The 17,273-nt window shown below is 69.4% G+C and carries 14 protein-coding genes; 7 read left to right on the top strand and 7 right to left on the bottom strand.

Annotation, left to right across the window (positions count from 1 at the left end; all coding sequences use genetic code 11):
* Nucleotides 1-228 precede the first annotated feature (228 nt).
* The 3 genes from D7X12_RS26960 to D7X12_RS26950 form a co-directional block, all read right to left on the bottom strand.
* Nucleotides 229-2,085, bottom strand: coding sequence for a Hint domain-containing protein (locus tag D7X12_RS26960; protein ID WP_244224801.1), 1,857 nt, complete (start codon nucleotides 2,083-2,085; stop codon nucleotides 229-231).
* A 66-nt stretch (nucleotides 2,086-2,151) separates the two neighbouring features.
* A complete protein-coding gene (locus tag D7X12_RS26955) occupies nucleotides 2,152-3,540 on the bottom strand; it encodes a S8 family serine peptidase (protein WP_120628142.1) in 1,389 nt (462 codons plus the stop codon).
* A 296-nt stretch (nucleotides 3,541-3,836) separates the two neighbouring features.
* Nucleotides 3,837-4,724 (bottom strand): sigma-70 family RNA polymerase sigma factor, encoded by an 888-nt coding sequence (locus tag D7X12_RS26950; RefSeq protein WP_158620127.1) that lies wholly within the window; start codon nucleotides 4,722-4,724, stop codon nucleotides 3,837-3,839.
* A 164-nt stretch (nucleotides 4,725-4,888) separates the two neighbouring features.
* Here D7X12_RS26950 and D7X12_RS26945 point away from each other — a divergent pair, with 164 nt between their 5' ends.
* Nucleotides 4,889-6,028 carry a serine/threonine-protein kinase gene (locus tag D7X12_RS26945; RefSeq protein ID WP_120628140.1) on the top strand — a complete coding sequence of 380 codons (1,140 nt, stop codon included), beginning with the start codon at nucleotides 4,889-4,891 and terminating at the stop codon, nucleotides 6,026-6,028.
* Between the two features lie 37 nt (nucleotides 6,029-6,065).
* On the opposite strand, the gene D7X12_RS26940 is transcribed toward D7X12_RS26945, so the two are convergent.
* Nucleotides 6,066-6,617: a glutathione peroxidase gene (locus D7X12_RS26940; protein ID WP_120628139.1), complete on the bottom strand. Its 552-nt coding sequence runs from the start codon at nucleotides 6,615-6,617 to the stop codon at nucleotides 6,066-6,068.
* 157 nt (nucleotides 6,618-6,774) lie between these two features.
* On the opposite strand from D7X12_RS26940, the gene D7X12_RS26935 reads away from it, so the two are divergent.
* A complete protein-coding gene (locus D7X12_RS26935; RefSeq protein ID WP_120628138.1) occupies nucleotides 6,775-8,472 on the top strand; it encodes an alpha/beta hydrolase in 1,698 nt (565 codons plus the stop codon).
* A gap of 162 nt (nucleotides 8,473-8,634) precedes the next feature.
* Here the strand turns inward: D7X12_RS26935 and D7X12_RS26930 are convergent, their stop codons facing one another.
* Complete coding sequence (locus tag D7X12_RS26930; RefSeq protein WP_120628137.1) at nucleotides 8,635-9,075, bottom strand: hypothetical protein; 441 nt, start codon at nucleotides 9,073-9,075, stop codon at nucleotides 8,635-8,637.
* A gap of 192 nt (nucleotides 9,076-9,267) precedes the next feature.
* On the opposite strand from D7X12_RS26930, the gene D7X12_RS26925 reads away from it, so the two are divergent.
* Together D7X12_RS26925 and D7X12_RS26920 are read left to right on the top strand one after the other, a co-directional pair.
* On the top strand, nucleotides 9,268-9,741 hold the full coding sequence (locus D7X12_RS26925) for a GNAT family N-acetyltransferase (RefSeq protein WP_244224800.1): 474 nt from the start codon (nucleotides 9,268-9,270) through the stop codon (nucleotides 9,739-9,741).
* A gap of 12 nt (nucleotides 9,742-9,753) precedes the next feature.
* On the top strand, nucleotides 9,754-10,725 hold the full coding sequence (locus tag D7X12_RS26920; protein WP_120628135.1) for a WD40 repeat domain-containing protein: 972 nt from the start codon (nucleotides 9,754-9,756) through the stop codon (nucleotides 10,723-10,725).
* Nucleotides 10,726-10,783: 58 nt separating this feature from the next.
* Here the strand turns inward: D7X12_RS26920 and D7X12_RS26915 are convergent, their stop codons facing one another.
* Nucleotides 10,784-11,074: a hypothetical protein gene (locus D7X12_RS26915; RefSeq protein ID WP_120628134.1), complete on the bottom strand. Its 291-nt coding sequence runs from the start codon at nucleotides 11,072-11,074 to the stop codon at nucleotides 10,784-10,786.
* A 252-nt stretch (nucleotides 11,075-11,326) separates the two neighbouring features.
* Here D7X12_RS26915 and D7X12_RS26910 point away from each other — a divergent pair, with 252 nt between their 5' ends.
* The 3 genes from D7X12_RS26910 to D7X12_RS26900 all read left to right on the top strand — a co-directional run bounded on the left by D7X12_RS26910 (nucleotide 11,327) and on the right by D7X12_RS26900 (nucleotide 16,387).
* A complete protein-coding gene (locus D7X12_RS26910; RefSeq protein WP_244224799.1) occupies nucleotides 11,327-14,086 on the top strand; it encodes a TonB family protein in 2,760 nt (919 codons plus the stop codon).
* A gap of 1 nt (nucleotide 14,087) precedes the next feature.
* On the top strand, nucleotides 14,088-15,011 hold the full coding sequence (locus D7X12_RS26905; protein ID WP_120628132.1) for a hypothetical protein: 924 nt from the start codon (nucleotides 14,088-14,090) through the stop codon (nucleotides 15,009-15,011).
* A 77-nt stretch (nucleotides 15,012-15,088) separates the two neighbouring features.
* Complete coding sequence (locus D7X12_RS26900) at nucleotides 15,089-16,387, top strand: cytochrome P450 (RefSeq protein ID WP_120628131.1); 1,299 nt, start codon at nucleotides 15,089-15,091, stop codon at nucleotides 16,385-16,387.
* A 73-nt stretch (nucleotides 16,388-16,460) separates the two neighbouring features.
* Here the strand turns inward: D7X12_RS26900 and D7X12_RS26895 are convergent, their stop codons facing one another.
* The gene (locus D7X12_RS26895) at nucleotides 16,461-17,132 is read right to left on the bottom strand and encodes an antibiotic biosynthesis monooxygenase (protein WP_208719302.1); all 672 of its coding nucleotides are present in this window, start codon (nucleotides 17,130-17,132) and stop codon (nucleotides 16,461-16,463) included.
* Between the last annotated feature and the right edge of the window lie 141 nt (nucleotides 17,133-17,273).

Genomic DNA, 17,273 nt, shown 5'->3' with positions numbered 1-17,273 from the left:
GGGCGGGGGGGCGTCCCCACAGGCCGCAGCCAGTGCGACGATGAACGGGAGCAGGAAGGTCTTGCACGGCTGCATCAGGTTCACTCCGTTGCGTTGAACGCGTGAGTCATTCGGGCTGGCGGAACGCCAGGGGCGAGAACGGGTACGGCCACCCGGCGGTCTCCCGCGGGGTGGCCGGTTGATGCCTGGGGGACGAGCCCGGCCATGAGACGCCAGGCTCGTGGGGGGCTACTTGCGCTGGAGCGACAGCTGGTAGTCGCGGTGCCACCGGCTGGGCAGCCGGGCCAGCATGTCGCCGCTCTTCGGCTGCATGGCGATGGACTCGTACTTCTTCTGGATCTGACCGTCGCCCACCAGGAAGCCGTTGGCGTACACGGCGGTCTGATCCGCGCCGAGCGTGGCCTTCTCCGCCACGGAGCCGACCTTGACGTTGTACACGTTGCCGGTGAAGGCCTCGCGGCTCACCTCGGTGAGCTTGCTCGGGCCCGTCCGGGTCATGACCAGGTCACCCTTCATCAGCTCCCGGGCCTGGACCATGCCGCGCGCCACGACCTGGATGGGGTGCATCTCCGTCATCAGCAGGGTGCGGCCCGCCTCGTTGCGGATGCGCACCATCGGGGTCGTCTCGATGCCGACCGCCGTGTCCATGATGGTGAGGGACGGGGTGAAGGGATTGGTGATGTGGTCGCCCGCCCTCAAGGACTCGATGGCGGTGGCCTTGCCCTCGGCCATCTCAATCTCGGTGCCCGCCGCGAGGCAGCTGTTGGTGAGGGTGATCCTCTTGAACACGAAGTCCGGACGGACGGCGGCCGGGTCGTTGCTCAGGGTGATGGAGGAGCGGTACCTGGTGCCCGCGGAGATGAGCGGCAGGGAGATGAGCGCGGTCAGCTTCGCCGAGTCCTGCATCTGCCGGCAGCCGTCATCGAAGAACGCGGCGTTGGTTCCGGTGAGATCCCAGGAGAAGGTCTTCTTGTCCGCGTTCAGGCTGACGCGGTTCCAGAACTGGCCCATCTTCGCCACCAGCGTGTTGCCGTCGGTGACGTCGCAGCCGCCGCCCACGTTGGCGAGGATCAGCTTGAGGTGGCCCGCGTCGGGGCGGGCGACGCCCGTGGCCAGGTCCGTCTTGAGCTGGTTGATGGCCGTCTCATCGAAGACGTGGCTGCTGGTGACGGTGATGGAGCCCTTCAGCGGCAGCTTGACGGACGTCAGGTTGCCCGTCAGGTCATAGTCGCAGTCCTGGGTCCAGGTCCGGTTGAGGCACACCGAGATGAGGTTGTCGTTGAACGCGACGTCGAGCGGCGCGAGGACGGTCAGCCCGCTCAGGCGCGGTGCTTCGTTGACGACGGGCCCACTGTCGATTCCCACCTCCGTGAAGATGTAGGAGTCCTCGACGCCCCGGGCCGCCGACTCCTCGACCTTGTAGGAGGAGACGCGGTAGCGCTTGAGGTTGGTCAGGGCCAGGTTGCCCGTGGCGTTGATGGTGACGTTGTAGCCGCCGTCGAACTCCTCGCGCCAGGTCAGGTCACCCAGCGCCGAGCCGCCCGAGTCCGTGTAGCTGGTGTCGACGTAGGTGTAGATGGCGCCGCCCGGGAAGGTGGAGCTCGCGGTGCCCAGGCCGTCATGGGCCACCGCGGTCGTCTCACCCGCGCTGGCCTCCTCGATGAGGTGCATCTCCTGGATTGCGGCTGAACCCGCGAGGCTGTTCGGCTCCGGGGGCAGGAGCCCCGGCTTGTAGCCCCGGGCGACCTGGTCCTGGCGCCGCTGCTCCAGCGCCTTGAACAGGTAGGGCGAGTTCTCCGGCGTCTTGCCCGCGAGCTTGAGCCGGGACAGGGCGAAGCGGTGCTGCGCCGCGTCCGCCAGGTTCAGGCGGATGCGGACGTCCGGCTTCGCGATGCTGTGCAGGTACTTCTGGTCGGAGAGGTAGGCGGCCCACTCGGTCGTGCTCAGGCGGCCGGGCTCACCCACGCCCTGCTGGTTGCGGCCGTGGAACTCCGGCATCGACTCCTGGGGGTTCGACGTGCAGCCTGACAGCAGGCTCAGGCAGGTGCCGGCGATCGTGGTGCCCATCACCAGATAACGACGCATGTGCATCCTCATGTTGCATCCTCCTTGGTTCAAACGGTTGGCTGGGGGCTCGGCAAGGACTTCAGGTCACTCGCAGGCCTCGGCGTAGTCCGGGCAGCAGTCGCCGTAGCGCACGCAGCTCTCCTCGCAGAAGCAGCCGTACCCGGGGCCACCGCACAGTCCCCTGCAGCTCGCGACCGCGTTGTTGCAGGTGTAGTTGCCCTGGTTCAGGTCGCTGAAGAGAAACGCGTTGGGCGAGCCGCGCACGTCCTTGACGCACTCGAGGCTCGCGGAGCCCTCGATATTGGCCTCCACCTGGTGGGGGCGGGCGGTGCGGTGGTCCGTCAGGTACTGCGCCGCGGCGCCCGCGACGTGGGGGCTCGCCATGGACGTGCCCTCGATGGAGTTGGTGGCGGTGGTGCTGCCAACCCAGGCGCCGAGGATGCTCACGCCCGGGGCGAAGATGTCCACGCAGTTGCCGTAGTTGGAGAAACTCGCGCGCCGGTCCGCGTCGTCCGTGGCGGCCACGGTGATGGCCGCGGGCGTGCTCGCCGGGGAGCGGGTGCAGGCGTCCGTGGACTCGTTGCCCGCGGCGACGACGAAGGTCACCCCCGCGTTCACGGCATTGGCGACGGCGGTGTTGAGGGCATTGGAGAGCCCGCCCCCCAGGCTCATGTTGGCGACGCAGGGGCCGTTCTGGTTGGCGCAGTCCGCACGGACGAAGTCCACCCCCGCGAGGACGCCTTCCCAGGTGCCCGAACCAAAACAGTTCAGCACGCGAACGGGGTGGATGCGGGCCTGCTTGGCCATGCCGTACTGGGTGCCCGCGGCCGTGCTGCTCACATGGGTGCCGTGGCCGTGGCAGTCCTCGACGCCGCGCCCGTCGGCGATGGCGCCGAAGCCGTTGCCAATGCGGCCAGCGAACTCGGTGTGCCGCGTGTTGATGCCGGTGTCGAGGACGTAGAGGTGCACCCCGGCGCCGGTGCGGCCATGGTCGTCGTAGCTGCCATTGCGACCCAGCCGCTGATCCACGCGGTCGGTGCCATCCGCCGGGCTGGGGGAGACGGTGTTGATGCTGGCGACGGCGTTCTCTTCGATATAGGCAACGGCCGGGTTGGTGAGGAGCTTGCCAAGCTCCGTCGCATCCAGCTTCGCCGAAAAGCCGGGGATGATCCCGTACTGGTGCATCACCGAGTTGGCACCGCCGGCCTGGATGACGTCCGCCACCGCCGTGTCGATCTCCGTGGTGCCCACCTCTGCCCCGAAGACCACGATGTACTCTCCACCGATGGCCAGCCCCGCTGGCGCCTTGTTCAACGGCGCCACGCGGCTCATCAGCTGCTCCGGCGGGGCTTCAGCGTCCTGGGAGCCGGGGGCGCTGCATCCGCCCAGCGACAGGGCGAGCATGCCAATCAATGGCAGGTGCCGGGTCTTCGCTGCCAGGGTGCGGCCGTCACGCGTCTGCTTTGCCAGCATATGGCCTCCATTGCTGCAGGTGGGAAGTGCCCGCCGTCATTGCGAGCACGGCATGGGTGGACGTCTGGCGTCACGGCCGGAGGGCCTGGCGCTCTGACAGGAGTGGGTGGATGGAGTGGTGGGACGGCTTCGGGAAGCTGCTCCGCCAGGGGAATGCCGCGTGGCCCTGAACGCACTCACGGTGCTAGCGACTTAAAGACGGCCCCAGGAGCCCGGCTATGCGAAGATTTTCAACATCTACCGGGAGTGGAATTTTATCCTGGTGTTGTGAGACGCAGCCGTGACGGAGGGTTGCGTCAGGCTTCGGTGAGGATGCGGCTGATGCTGAGGTCGAGCCGGCTCTCCACGGTGCGAAGGACGCTCGTGAACTCTTGAAAGGAGAGGTCCAGGCGCTCCTTCAGGATGCGCCGGGTCTCGTCGTGGACCTCTTGCTGCGCGCGCTGGAGCCACCTCGACGCGGTGGACTGGTTGACGTTGAAGAGGGCGCCAATCTTGGTGGTGGAGAGGCAATCCACGAAGTGCAGGCGGAGCAGGTACCGGTGCTTGCTGGGCAGTGCGGTGAAGGCCTCTTCCATGGCCTGGCGGAAGTCCTCCTGGTAGCGCCGCTGGATGGCTTCGGTTTCGGGGTCGCCGTCGGGCGCGGGGTGGAAGTCCAGGAGGGCATCGCTCATGTGGACCTCCTCATGGACCGTGCGCAGCAGGCTGAGCGCGGTGCGCACCGACACGACGCGTACCCAGTTGGTGAGGGGGCCGCGACCGGAGTACTCCGCGATCCTGGGGGCCGCGTCGATGCGCACCAGCAGGTGCTCGCGAACCCGTTGCCGGATGTCGTCGAGCACCGCCTCGTTCAGCTTCATGTGCGCCAGGGTTGCCGGGATGCCCAGGATGTGGTGCCGCTCGAAGGCGGCGAGCGCCGCCGGGAGTCCCTCGGCGCAGGCGCAGGCCAGGAAGAGGTCACCCGGGACGAGCTGGGCGAGGAGTCGTGGGATGTCGTCTCCAGGGGCCAGCCTGGGCGCGTGTGAGGCGAGATGCGAGATGAAGGCGTCCGGCGGAAGGGGGATGTCTGGCCATGGTTGGAGACCCTCCGCCCAGAGCTGTAGCAACAGCGTCTCCAGGCCTTCGAGGCCCGCGGCCCCTTCGACGTGCCAGCCCGAGCGCGCCAGGAATAATGGTGCGAATGCCAATCCTCCCCCCTCCTGCTGAATCTCGGATTGTGCAGTATGTTCGTGTTTTAGCGTTAGTCGTATGCTCATGAGCCGCCAGGCCGTGGGTGTTCTCTCAGCGGCTTTGCTAAGGGTTTCCCGAGGGGGGGCGATTGCCATCTCGATGCCTTTGCGATGAGGACGTGGTGGCCCTGCTCGAGGGCCGACTGCCGGTGGCGGCGAACGCCCTCGCCCATGGCCATGCTGCTGACTGCGCCTCGTGCCGGACGCTCCTGGTGGCGCTCGCGCACAGCGACGCGCTCCCGGCAGAGGCCTGCGCCGCGGAGTCCGTGCCGGTGGAGCACGGACGGTTCCCGGTGTGGGCCGCCACCGTGCCAGGTGCCACCTGGAAGCCCCCGGTGCAGCTGGACGAATTCCGATTGGAGCGGCTGCTGGGACGGGGCGGAATGGGGGCTGTCTACCTTGCACGAGACACGTTGGTGGACCGCCGGGTGGCGTTGAAGCTGTGTGTCGCGCTTCAACCGGATGCAGGGACGCTCGCGAGCTTCGCCATGGAGGCGCACGCCATTGCGCGTATCAAGCATCCGAACGTGGTGACCATGTATCGGGCTGGCGAGATTGATGGGCGGCCCTACCTCGTCTACGAGCACGTCGAGGGAAAGAGCCTGGCGGAGCTGCGCCCCCCGCTGCCGTGGCAGCGCGTGCTCGACATCGCGGTGGGACTCTCCCGGGGACTGCGCGCCGCGCACGAGCGAGGGGTCCTCCACCGCGACCTCAAGCCCGGCAACGCCATCCTCACGCCGGATGGCGCGGTGAAGCTGCTCGACTTTGGCCTCGCCACGTTCGTGGGCTCCGGGCGCTCGCCGCTCCTGGCGGTGCCTGGCGTCGTGGGGACGCCGCGTTACATGGCCCCGGAGACGCGACTCGGCGCTTCAGCGACCCCCCAGAGTGACTTCTATGCCTTGGGGTTGATGCTGTTCGAGCTCTGCACGGGCAGGGCCTCTTTCATGCGGCACGCTTCACCTTCGGCCTTCCGCCTGGAGGGTGGGGCTGGCATGCGGGCGCGGGTGTCCGAGCTGGTTCCGGGGATCGATCCCGGCTTCGCCGCGGCCATCGGATGCTGCCTCGCGGAAGACCCCGCGGAGCGCTTCGCCCAAGCGGATGCGCTGTGCGCCGTGCTCGAGCACGTGGCGCGCTCCGGCCTCCACCCGGTCGCTTCCAGCCAGCTGTTCCCGTCGCAGTCGGCCTTGCTGCCCGGGCTGGGACTTCCCCCTCCGGAAGGGGGAAGTCCCAGGGAGGTCGCACAGGCTGGCATGGGGCTTTGAAGCCCGCCTCGCGCCCGGTGCGCCGTGGAGGCAGACGTCAGGCCTGCTTCGCCAGCTCCGCGTCGATGGCCTGGACGAGGCGCGGATCCTCCGCCGTCACGTCCGGGGCGAAGCGGGCCGCGACGCGACCGTCCCGGCCGATGAGGAACTTCTCGAAGTTCCACTGCACCTCCGGCTTCGGGTTGGCTTCGATGCCGTAGCCCTTGAGGTTCTCGCGCATGGGACCTTCGCCGGTGGCGTCGGGGAGGGCGCGGGTGAGCTCGCGGTAGAGCGGGTGCTTCTTCTCACCGACCACGGAGATCTTCGAGAACAGCGGGAACTTCACGTCGTACTTCAGGGTGCAGAACTGCTGGATCTCCGCCTCGCTGCCCGGCTCCTGCCCCAGGAAGTCGTTGGCGGGGAAGCCGAGCACCTCCAGGCCCTGCGCGTGCTTGCCTTCATAGAGCTTCTCCAGTCCCTCGTACTGCGGGGTGAGCCCGCACTTGGAGGCGACGTTCACCACCAGCAGGACCTTGCCCTTGAACTGGCCGAGCGTCCGCGCGCTGCCGTCGATGGCGGTGAGAGGAATGTCGTAGAGGTTCTGGCTCATGTGTTCGCTCGCCTGTGGGGGAGGAGGGGAGCGCGCAGCCTAGTCCTCCGGGGCGGGGCTGCCGCATGGAAAGGGTGACGGGCCTCCACTGCCAGTCGCGGTCCGACGTCCTACCCTCCCAGGGTGTGCCTCACGGAATCCTCTTCCAGGGAGTCGCATGGATCGCCTTCTCACTCGTGCCGCGCGGCCCGTCCCGGTGCAGGGTGCCTGGCCCGTCAGCCGGGCCGCGCCCCGGTGGCTGCGCTACACGCTGCCGGGGGCGTGGGTCGCGCTCGTCTTCGCGTGCCTGTCCTTCACCCCGTCGCTGCTGCCGCGCAGCGGGCCCTTCCAGGGCTTCGTCAGCGGGATGAGCGCGGCCATCGGTTATGGGCTGGGAGTCCTGGGGGCCTGGCTGTGGCGCGAGTTCGCCAACCGTCCCCCGCGCAATCCCCGCCCGCACGCGTGGCGCGGCCTGTTCGTGACGGGCGGCGTGGCGCTGGCCGGAGCGCTCGTCCTGGGCTGGCACTGGCAGCGGAGCATCCGCGAGCTCATGGGCGTCCCCCATCCGGCGAGCGCTGGATTCCTGCTCGCCCCGGTCGTCGCCGCGGCCGTCTTCGTCCTGCTCGTCGCCGCGGGGCGAGGCCTGCGGGCGGTGTACCGCGTGTTGGACACGCGGCTCGCGCGGCACATTGGTCCTCGCGCGGCCCGGGCGATGAGCGGGCTGGCGGTGCTGGTGCTCACCGCCCTGGTGGCCAGCGGCGTGCTGTGGGACGGATCCATCGCGCTGGCGGACCGCACGCTGGCGCTGCGGGATGCGACGACCGAGGAGGGCGTCCTCCGCCCCGGCAGTGCGCTGCGTTCGGGAGGCCCCGGCTCCAGGGTGAGCTGGGAATCGCTGGGGAGAGAAGGGCGCAACTTCGTGGCGAGGGGCCCCTCGGTGGACGCGCTCTCCGCGTTCAGTGGCGCGGCGGCGAAGGAGCCGATCCGCGTGTACGCGGGCTACGACTCCGCGCCGGACGCCGAGGCCCGGGCCGAGCTGGCGGTCGAGGACCTGGAGCGGGCGGGCGGCTTCGAGCGTGCGCAGCTGCTGGTGGTGACGACCACGGGCAGCGGCTGGGTGGTGCCCGAGGCCGTGGACGCCTTCGAGTATGTGACGGGCGGTGACTCCGCGATCGTGGCCACGCAGTACTCGCACCTGTGGTCGTGGCTCTCCGTGCTGGTGGACCAGGAGCGGGCGCGGGAGGCGGGCCGTGCCCTCTTCGATGCCGTGTATGAACGCTGGTCCAGGCTTCCGGTGGGCGAGCGCCCGAAGCTGTTTGTCTTTGGAGAGAGCCTGGGCTCGTTCGGAGGGGAGACGGCGTTCAGCGGCGAGCGCGACCTGGCCAACCGCACGGACGGTGTGCTGTTCGTGGGGCCACCGCACTTCAACACGCTGTACCGCGAGTTCACCGACCAGCGCGACCCTGGCAGCCCCGAGGTGGAGCCCGTCTACCGCCGCGGCCGCATCGTGCGCTTCAGCCGCCGGCCGGGAGAGGTCATCCCTCCCGCGTCCGAGCCGTGGGGCGACTCCCGGGTGCTGTACCTCATCCACCCCTCCGACCCCATCATCTGGTGGAGCCCGGACCTCCTGCTGAATCGGCCGGACTGGCTGCGGGAGCCCCGGGGCGAAGACGTCCTGGGGCAGATGGTGTGGCTGCCCTTCGTGACGTTCTGGCAGGTGACGGCCGACCTTCCGCTGGGCATGGCGGTGCCACCCGGTTACGGCCACGTGTACACCGGCGAGCACGCGGATGCCTGGGTGGCGCTCCTGCGGCCCGAAGGCTGGACCGGACAGAAGACAGCGCGACTGCGGGCGCTGCTGAAGCCGGCCCCGTGAGGCCGCCTGCGATGCCATGCGGAACCCGGGGCCCCGCTCGCATGCGGGAGCCCCGAGGCACGGCGGTCTACTCGCGGAGCTTGAACAGCAGCACGTCGGAGCGCGGGGACTGCGGCGTGTACCAGGTGCCGTCCATCTCGAGCGCCTCCTCCAGGTTGCCCGTCACCACGACGCCATCCGGCGCGGACGCGAGGTGGAGATCATACATGGACGTGAACCCCAGGGCGCGAACTGGCGCAGGGCCACGTCCCCACCCGCCGCGGTGAGCACGCCCACGAGCGCATCCCGAGCACCGTCATATTCCTCCGGCTCGCGGCTGACGTAGCTCTGGCCGGCGAACGAGAGGTACCCGTTGAAGTTCCCGGTGAAGGCGATGCGCTGATCCGGCAGCACGCCCACGGACGCCACGTTGCTGAACCGGGCGGTCAGCGCCTCGGGGGTTCGCGAGACCTTCAAGGTGGAGGACGCGCCGAAGCTCGCGTTCGGGGACGCGGCCTCCACATGCGCGTCCGCCGTGGGCGTCAGGACGACCGTGCGCGTCGTGAGCGCCGCGCGCTCCGTGCTGATGGTCTCCGTCCCTGTCTCATGTGAATCTTCTTCCACTGGCAGTGGCGCGCCGCACCCACTCAAGGCCGCGAGCGCCCCACCCATTCCCCATAACGCCACTGCACCTGTCATCCGTCTCACGCTGACCCTCCCTCTGGGACTGCGTGGGAGGGCATGAGCAACAGGTGCGCCAGACTTTTGTGCTGTCTTCGCTCCTGGCGGGAGGGCAGGCAGGGAATCCAATACCCGATGAATGTGGCACAGCAGGCCACGCACCTGCGCCGGATGCGCGGTCTCTTCGACCTGGGGCAGGACTTCGCCTACGGCGTGTTCTCTCGCGACGGCACCGAGGTCCTGGGCGGGACGGGCCTTCATCCCCGCGTGGACGAGGGTGCCCTGGAGATTGGCTACTGGATCGCGGCCGGGCACACGGGCCGGGGCCTCGCGACTGAAATTGCCGGGGCGCTCACCCGCGTCGCATTCGACGTGGAAGGGGTGCGCAGGGTGGAGATCCATTGCGACCCCCGCAATGTCCCGAGTGCCAGGGTCGCCCAGAGGCTGGGTTTCACCCACGAAGGCACCTTGCGTCAGCGACTCGCCGCACCCGACGGCACGCGCCGGGATACGATGATCTGGACCCTGTTCGCCGACGAGTATCCGCGCAGCCGTGCCGCCGCGGTCATCGTCGAGGCCTTCGACGTGTTGGGGCGGAAGATCCTCTGAGGGAGGGAAGCCATGGCGGGAGTGGGCGTACTGTTCGTCCCGGTGCTGGTCCTGGTCGGTCTCACGATGGACGGGGGCTCCCGTGCAAGCGCCGAGGCTGACGACACGCCTCACGGGGCGGAGCCGGAGCTCGTGCTGCAGCTCGGGCATTCCGTGCATGTCGCCAGGGTCGCCTGGAGCCCCGATGCGAAGACGCTCGCCTCGGCGGGCTGGGATGGCACCGTGAAGCTCTGGGATGGGGCCACGGGCACGTTGCTGCGCACCCTTTCCAATCATTCGGAAGTGATCTGGTCCCTGGCCTGGAGCCTGGAGGGGGCCGTGCTCGCCTCGGGGAGCGGGGATCGTCGCATCAGCCAGTGGGCGGCCTCCACGGGCGCCCTGATGCGCACGCTCACCCACAAGGAATCGGAGGTCTCGGCCGTCGCCTGGAGCGGGGATGGCAGGACGCTCGCCGCGGGCGGGAAGGATGGCACGCTGTCATTCTGGGACGCCCCCTCGGGGACTCGCGTGCGCACCGTCGCCAGCGCCGATCCGGTCTGGGCCGTGGCCTGGAGTCGGGATGGCCAGACGCTCGCCGTGGGCGGCACGGGTGGCGACGTGGCGCTCTGGAGCGCCGCCGGCAGGCGCGTGCGCGTCTTCCCGAGCGACAGGGGCGAGGTCTCGGCGCTCGCCTGGCGCGCGGATGGCCGCAGGCTGGCCGTGGCGGACGTCGGGGGGAACGTCGCGATCCGGGACGTCACCCGGGGGACCCGCGTACGGACCCTCGATGGGTCCGATCGGATCTGGTCCGTGGCCTGGAGCCCCAAAGGCCCGATGCTCGTGTCGGGTGCCCTGGATGGCACCGTCACCGTGTGGAACTCCGAGACGGGCGCCGCCGTGCACACCCTCAAGGGCCAGCAGGACGCCATTGGAGCCGTGGCCTGGAGCCCCGATGGCCGGCTGCTCGCGTCGGGTGCCAAGCCGAGCGACGGTGCGGCCCGCTAGCGGGGGCTGCGGGGCGCCAGTTCCAGACGAGAACCGGCACCCGGGCCGCGAGCCGTGCCTACTCGTCGCTGACCGTGAACATCGTCTTGCCGGCCTTGTCGTTGATGCACGACACCATCGCGGTGTCGTCCAGCCCGCCAGCGCGACGCCGCCCGCCCATCTTGTAGTGCGCTTCGAAGCAACCCTCGAAGTGCTGCGAGACGCTGGCGAGACAGTCCGCGTCCTTTTCGCAGGTCTGCTCGAGCTGCTCGCGCACCTCGGACCGGGCGCTGCTCTTGCCGTAGAACTTGTAGCCCATCACACCCGCGAACACGATCAGGCCCAGCCCCAACTTCTTCAGGAACTGCATCTTGGAAGACCCCCTCCCGCACACGACGACTCCGAGGCGGCAGGCGGGTTGAACGGCGCGCCCTCGGCCCTGTGACAGGGGCGCGGAATCTATCCGCGCGTCTTCGGAAAGTTCCAGCCCCCCCGGCAGGCCCAACGCGGAGTGAGAATTCCTCACGCGCCGAGAAGCGCCGGACGTCCCGGTGAAGTCTTTGTTCCGCGCCTCCTTCGGCGGGAGCGGGAACCCCCATCACCCCGTATGCTCGCCCACGCCATGTCACCGAACCTCAAAGCCCGAAGCGCGCTCGCCGCTGCCTCGCTCCTGCTGGCGACCCCGGCGCTCGCGCAGGCACCGCAGGCGGGAGCGCCTCCCGCGCAAGCGGCGCCACCGTCACAGTCCGAGGGCACTCCGCCCGCGCAGGCCCAGCCCGTGATGACGAAGCCTCCGGAGCTGGTGCAGCAGGTGGAGGCCCAGTACCCGCCCGAAGCGCTCGCGCAGGGGGTGACGGCCTCGGTGCGCCTCATCATCACCATCGCCGCGGACGGCTCCGTGGCGGACGTGTTGCCCACGGAGCCGGTGGGCAACGGCTTCGACGAGGCGGCCATCGCGGCGGTGCGCCAGTTCCGCTTCTCGCCCGCGGAGGTGGACGGCGTGCCCGCGCCGGTGCAGGTGGAGTACGTCTACCACTTCACCCTCAACGCCCCGCCGCAGGAGGCGCCCGCACCCGGCCAGGTCCAGGAGGCGCCGAAGGCCACGCTCACGGGCCAGTTGATCTCCCGCGGCAGCCGCTCGCGCGTGGCCGGTGCCACCGTGCGCTGCGGTGACGACCCGGAGGCACCCGAGGCCACGTCGGACGCGGACGGCCGCTTCACCCTCGAGGTGCCACCCGGGGAGTGCGCGGTGCGCGTGGTGGCGCAGGGCTTCCAGCTCTACCAGACGAAGGAGCAGCTCAAGGAGAACGAGACGACGGAGGTGAACTTCTTCCTCGCCCCCTCCGCTGGCGCGCTGGAGACGGTGGTGCGCTCCGAGCGGCCCAAGAAGGAGGTCGTCCGCCGGACCATCACGCGCCAGGAGGCGCAGCGGACGCCGGGCACGTTCGGCGACCCCATCCGCGTCATCCAGGCCCTGCCGGGCGTGGCACGCGCGCCCTTCATCTCCGGCGAGCTGCTGGTGCGCGGCTCCAACCCCGGCCAGACAGCGACGTTGATGGATGGGGTCCGCATCCCCAACCTCTTCCACCTGCTGGGCGGCCCCTCGGTGGTGAACGCCGAGTTCATCGACCAGCTCGACTTCTATCCGGGCGGCTACGGCAGCCAGTACGGCCGCGCGGTGGGCGGCATCGTCGAGGTCGGCACGCGCAAGGGCGCCGCCGACACGCTCCACGGCTCGGTGAAGGTGGACCTGCTGGACGCGGGCTTCTTCCTCGAGGCGCCGGTGACGGATGGCATCAGCGTGGCCGCCGCCGCGCGGCGCTCGTACATCGACACGCTACTGCCCGCCGTGCTCCCCAAGACGGAGGGCAGCACGCTGACCGTGGTGCCTCGCTACTGGGACTACCAGCTGCGCGTGGACTTCGGCGCGAAGCGCGGCGCGAAGTCGGACGCGGAGGCGGGCGGTGCGCGCAGCAGCGGCTACGTCATGGCCTTTGGCAGCGACGACCAGCTGCGCGTCGTGTCCACCGGCCCGAAGACGGAGCGCGACCTGACGGTGGACACGCGCACGCTCTTCCACCGCGTGAAGGGCGACTGGACGTACCGCAAGGGCGCGCTCACGTCTGTCTTCACCCCCTACGTGGGCTATGACGCGCTCAGCTTCAACTTCGGCGTCGCGAGGCAGGACGGCACGGCCTACACGGTGGGCGCGCGCGAGGTGGTGGCCCTGGAGCAGTCCTCCGCGCTCACCGTGCGCACCGGCGTGGACCTCGTCTACGAGCACCAGTCCTACGACGTGGAGTTCCCCGCGCCGGAGAACTTCGAGTACGTGGCCTTCCCCGGCGCCGAGTCCGTGGGCGAGCTGGTCTCCGAGAAGCTGAGCCTGGGCGCCTTCGACGGCGCGCTCTTCGTCGAAGCGGACGTGAAGGTGGGCAAGTTCACCTTCACGCCCGGCGTGCGCGGCAACCTCCAACTGGTGGGGAGCACGCAGAACCTGGCGCTGGATCCGCGCCTGTGGGTGCGCTTCGCGGCCACCGAGCGCACCAGCCTCAAGGGCTCGCTCGGCCTCTACAGCCAGCCGGCGGAGACGTTCAGATTCATCAGCCTGCCGTACGGCAACCCGGACCTCATCTACCAGCGCGCGTTCCAGAGCAGCCTGGGCGTGGACCACCGCTTCACCGACGTGCTCAACGTGGACGTGACGGGCTTCTTCAACCGCCGCTTCAACAACGTCGCGCAGCCCGGGCAGATCGTCGCGCGCGAGGGCGGGGGCGTCGTCCAACTGCCGTACTCGAACGAGGGCATCGGCCGCGCGCTGGGCATCGAGGTGATGGTGAAGAAGAACCGCGCCTCCGCGACGGACCGCTGGTCCGGCTGGATTTCGTACACCTTCAGCCGCTCCCTGGACGGGCGCACGGGCACGCAGCCCGAAGGGAACGGAGGCTTTGGCGGAGGCTTCGGTGGCGACGGGGATGAGACGTATGGCCTGAGCCCCTTCGACCAGACGCACATCCTCACGCTGGTGAGCAGCTACGTGCTGGGCAACGGCTGGGAGCTGGGCGGGCGCTTCCGCTACACCACCGGCCGTCCGACGACGCCGCTCAACCACTCGTTCGACCTGTACCAGGCGGACCGCAACCGCTTCAACGGCACGTATGGCCCGTATGCCTCGGCGCGCACGGCCGGCTTCCACCAGCTGGATATGCGTTTGGACAAGAGCTGGCAGTTCCAGAGCTGGACGCTGGGGGTCTACCTGGACGTGCAGAACCTCTACAACGCGAAGAACGTCGAGTTCGTCTTCAACGACTACCGGCAGCGCCGGGAGTACGAGGTGCCCGGCATCCCCATCCTCCCCGTGGTGGGCGTGAAAGGAAGCTTCTGACATGAAGGCCCTGATCAACTACGGAGGCCTGCTCCTGCTGGCGATGGGGACCCTGGCCTGCGTCGACCCTGAAGACCAGCCCTCGCGCGTGTATGACTTCCGGGTGCTCGGTGTGTCCACGGAACAGCCGGAGCTGATGGCGTCCACCTGCGAGCGCACGCCGGAGGCCCTGGACGAACTCGCGGCGGCGGTGACGTACCGCGCGCTGCTGGTGGACCCCTCCGGCGAGGGGCGCCCCATCCAGTACACGTTGTGGGCGTGCGCGGATCCGGAGGACCGCACCTGTTCGAACGAAGCGGACCGCGCGCTGCTCGCGGAGGGCACCACGAGCGCGGGCGAGCTGACGCTCTCCATCAACCCCGGCGCGGCCCGGGTGGGGGAGGACCGGCTGCTGCTGGAGCGCGTGCAGGAGGAGGACCCCTACAAGGGGCTGGGTGGCATCCGCATGCCGCTCGTCCTCCGGGCAGTGGCGGGCGATGAAGAGGTGTACGCGCAGAAGCTGATGGTCTTCTGGTGCCCGGTGGTGGAGGGCATGAAGGCCAACGAGCAGCCGGTGCTTCCGGGCCTGCGCGTGGACGACGTGCCCTGGCTGGACGCCGAGCTGCCGGAGCTGCGCGGCGTTGGCCCCTTCGTGGTGACGGCGGAGGACGTGTCGGCCCTGGAGGAGACGTACGTGGTGCCGGGCCTGCGGCTGCAGGCGGTCACCCTCAAGGAGGCGTGGGAGATCTCCTGGCATGCCACGCTGGGCGATTTCAGTCCGCAGGAGACGGGCGGCGCGGACTTCGGTGGCCAGCAGGGCCGGCACCGCACGGAGTGGGAGCCGGCCGCGGGCGCGACGGCGCAGGAGGTGACGTTCTGGGCCGTGGTGCGGGACGGGCGCGGCGGCAGCTCCTGGGTGGTGCGTCGGGCGCGCTGGAGTCCCTGAGCGCGAGGGCCCCGGAAGAGGACGCCCGCTCCCGCTGTCACTTCGCCTGGGAGCGGGAGGTCCGGCAGCGTTCGGCGATGAAGTCCTGGAGCGGTGTGGGCCCGTGCAGCCAGCCCCGTGGGCATCGTCCGTATTCCCTCGCGGAGCCCCCGCCCATCCGGGCCCGTCGGGGCATCGCCACGGAGACGCCGTTGCAGACGTACGACCTGTTCGCCACCACCACCGAGGCAGAGCGCCACGCCTTGTATGCGCGCATGCGCGCGGAGTCCGGGCTCTGCCGCATCGCCCCCTTTGGCGCCTACGCCGCCGCCCGGTACGAGGACGTGCGCATCGTCCAGAAGGACGCGCAGCGCTTCTCCTCGGAAGCGCTCGCGACGACGGCGGAGCCGCCCTGGCTGGGGCCCAACCCGGTGGCCCAGTCGCTCGTCACCCGGGATCCGCCGCGCCACACGCAGCTTCGCGCGTTGATCAACCGCGCCTTCGGTGCCACCGGCATGGCGCGGCTGGAAGCCCAGGTGCGCCACGAGGCCGAGACGCTGGCCGAGGCCGCCGTCCACCGGCGCGAGGTGGATCTGGTGGACGCCTTCTCCTTCGTTCTGCCCCGCAACATCATCGGTCGGATGCTCGGTCTGGAGCCGTCCACCTTCACCGAGTTCAAGCGCTGGTCGGTGAACATGGGCCTCATCACCTCCGCCGTGCCTGCGCAGCACCCGGGCATCCGCGACACGGTGAAGGAGATGGAGGACTACCTCGGCGGCGTCATCACCGCGCGTCGCCGGCAGCCGGGGGAGGACATGGTGAGCGATCTGCTCCGTGCCGAGGTGGAGGGACAGCGGCTCACCGACGCGGAGGTCCTCTCCTTCCTCTTCCTGCTGCTGCCCGCGGGCATGGAGACGACAGCGCAGCTCATCGGCAACGCGGCCATCCTCCTTGCCCGCTTTCCCGAACACCTGGAGCAGGCCCGGGCGGACCGCGCGCACATCCCGCGCTTCCTCGAGGAGGTGCTCCGCTACGAGCCGCCCGCGCAGTTCGCCTTCCGCGTCGCGACGTCGGACGTGGAGCTGTCCGGGACGCCCATTCCGGCGGGCAGCCTCGTCATGGGGCTGGTGGGAAGCGCCAACCGCGACGAGCGCATCTTCGAGCAGCCGGACGCCTTCCTTCCCGGACGGGACAAGGGCAGCCAGCACCTCTCCTTCGGCCACGGCATCCACTTCTGCCTGGGCGCGCAGCTCGCGCGGATGGAGGCCCGGTTCGCGCTGGAGGCGCTCGTCCCGCGCATTCGCGCGCTGAAGCTCCGCTCACCGGACATCGATTGGCTCCCGGGGCTGACCATCCACGGGCCCCGGACGCTCCCGGTGGAACTCATCCCGGCCTGAGGCTGCCCGCGCCCATGCTCTCTCTGGGGATGCCCAGGCTCTCCGCGTGCGCATGCCGCGGGCGGTTGGGGACTCAGGCGAACAGCCACCGCTTGAGGAGCGCCGTGTAGCGAGGCATGACGACGTACACCATCAGGAAGACGACCGTGCCCGTCACGGCCAGGCTGGTCAGGAGGTGATTGTCGGGAGCGCCCAGCAACCGCAACACGGGTCTGACCACCAGCGGCACCCCGAGTCCCAGGGGATAGATGGCGGACCAGGTCACCAGGTATTGCTTCCAGCGGACAGGGACCCGGGCCTTGGCGCCCCCTGGCGTGAACCAGAAGTCCAGTCCGCTGCTGACGAAGAAATCATCGCCCGTCACGAGCAGCGGCCGGACCTTCTCAATCAAACGGACGCGGGCCGGCGACTCCATCCATTGCCTCAAGGATGCTGTCGTATCGAAGCGGATGATGACCGTATAGGTTTCGGTCAGTCCTGCGACGGGGCGGACGATGTGCCAGTCGAGATGGCCCGGCGAGGCCTTGCAAGCCGGTGCAATCTCCTCGAGCCATGTCTCGTAGGCGGCATGCTTGCCCTCACGGACCCGGTGCGTGATGACAACGGTCGCTCCTTGACTCACAACCTCTGCAGCACCTGCGCTCATGTCCACCCATCGCGTCTTCGAGGCGCCGGTGAACATACCTCCGGCGAAGCAGGCCTCCTCGAATTCCTGGGGCTCGCAAAAGGTTGGCATCGCGCCCATCGCCCCCTGCTTAACACTACTGCGTCAGGGGCCCGATGGATGAACGGGGAGAGCGAGCAGTCTTCGCGGGGAGCGTCGGAGGTTGGCGCGGTGGCAGGTGGGGCACCGAGGCAGCCAGGTGGCAATCCCTTGCGCCATGGC

Source organism: Corallococcus sicarius, assembly GCF_003611735.1.
GTDB lineage: Bacteria > Myxococcota > Myxococcia > Myxococcales > Myxococcaceae > Corallococcus > Corallococcus sicarius.
This window is presented reverse-complemented; position numbering and strand designations above follow the sequence as displayed.

Bases quoted from the DNA above. Each gene is read 5' to 3' on its own strand.
- D7X12_RS26960 (WP_244224801.1), bottom strand. From the start codon at position 2,085: ATGCGTCGTTATCTGGTGATGGGCACCACGATCGCCGGCACCTGCCTG.
- D7X12_RS26955 (WP_120628142.1), bottom strand. From the start codon at position 3,540: ATGCTGGCAAAGCAGACGCGTGACGGCCGCACCCTGGCAGCGAAGACC.
- D7X12_RS26940 (WP_120628139.1), bottom strand. From the start codon at position 6,617: ATGAGCCAGAACCTCTACGACATTCCTCTCACCGCCATCGACGGCAGC.
- D7X12_RS26935 (WP_120628138.1), top strand. From the start codon at position 6,775: ATGGATCGCCTTCTCACTCGTGCCGCGCGGCCCGTCCCGGTGCAGGGT.
- D7X12_RS26925 (WP_244224800.1), top strand. From the start codon at position 9,268: ATGAATGTGGCACAGCAGGCCACGCACCTGCGCCGGATGCGCGGTCTC.
- D7X12_RS26920 (WP_120628135.1), top strand. From the start codon at position 9,754: ATGGCGGGAGTGGGCGTACTGTTCGTCCCGGTGCTGGTCCTGGTCGGT.
- D7X12_RS26915 (WP_120628134.1), bottom strand. From the start codon at position 11,074: ATGCAGTTCCTGAAGAAGTTGGGGCTGGGCCTGATCGTGTTCGCGGGT.
- D7X12_RS26910 (WP_244224799.1), top strand. From the start codon at position 11,327: ATGTCACCGAACCTCAAAGCCCGAAGCGCGCTCGCCGCTGCCTCGCTC.
- D7X12_RS26905 (WP_120628132.1), top strand. From the start codon at position 14,088: ATGAAGGCCCTGATCAACTACGGAGGCCTGCTCCTGCTGGCGATGGGG.
- D7X12_RS26900 (WP_120628131.1), top strand. From the start codon at position 15,089: ATGAAGTCCTGGAGCGGTGTGGGCCCGTGCAGCCAGCCCCGTGGGCAT.
- D7X12_RS26895 (WP_208719302.1), bottom strand. From the start codon at position 17,132: ATGGGCGCGATGCCAACCTTTTGCGAGCCCCAGGAATTCGAGGAGGCC.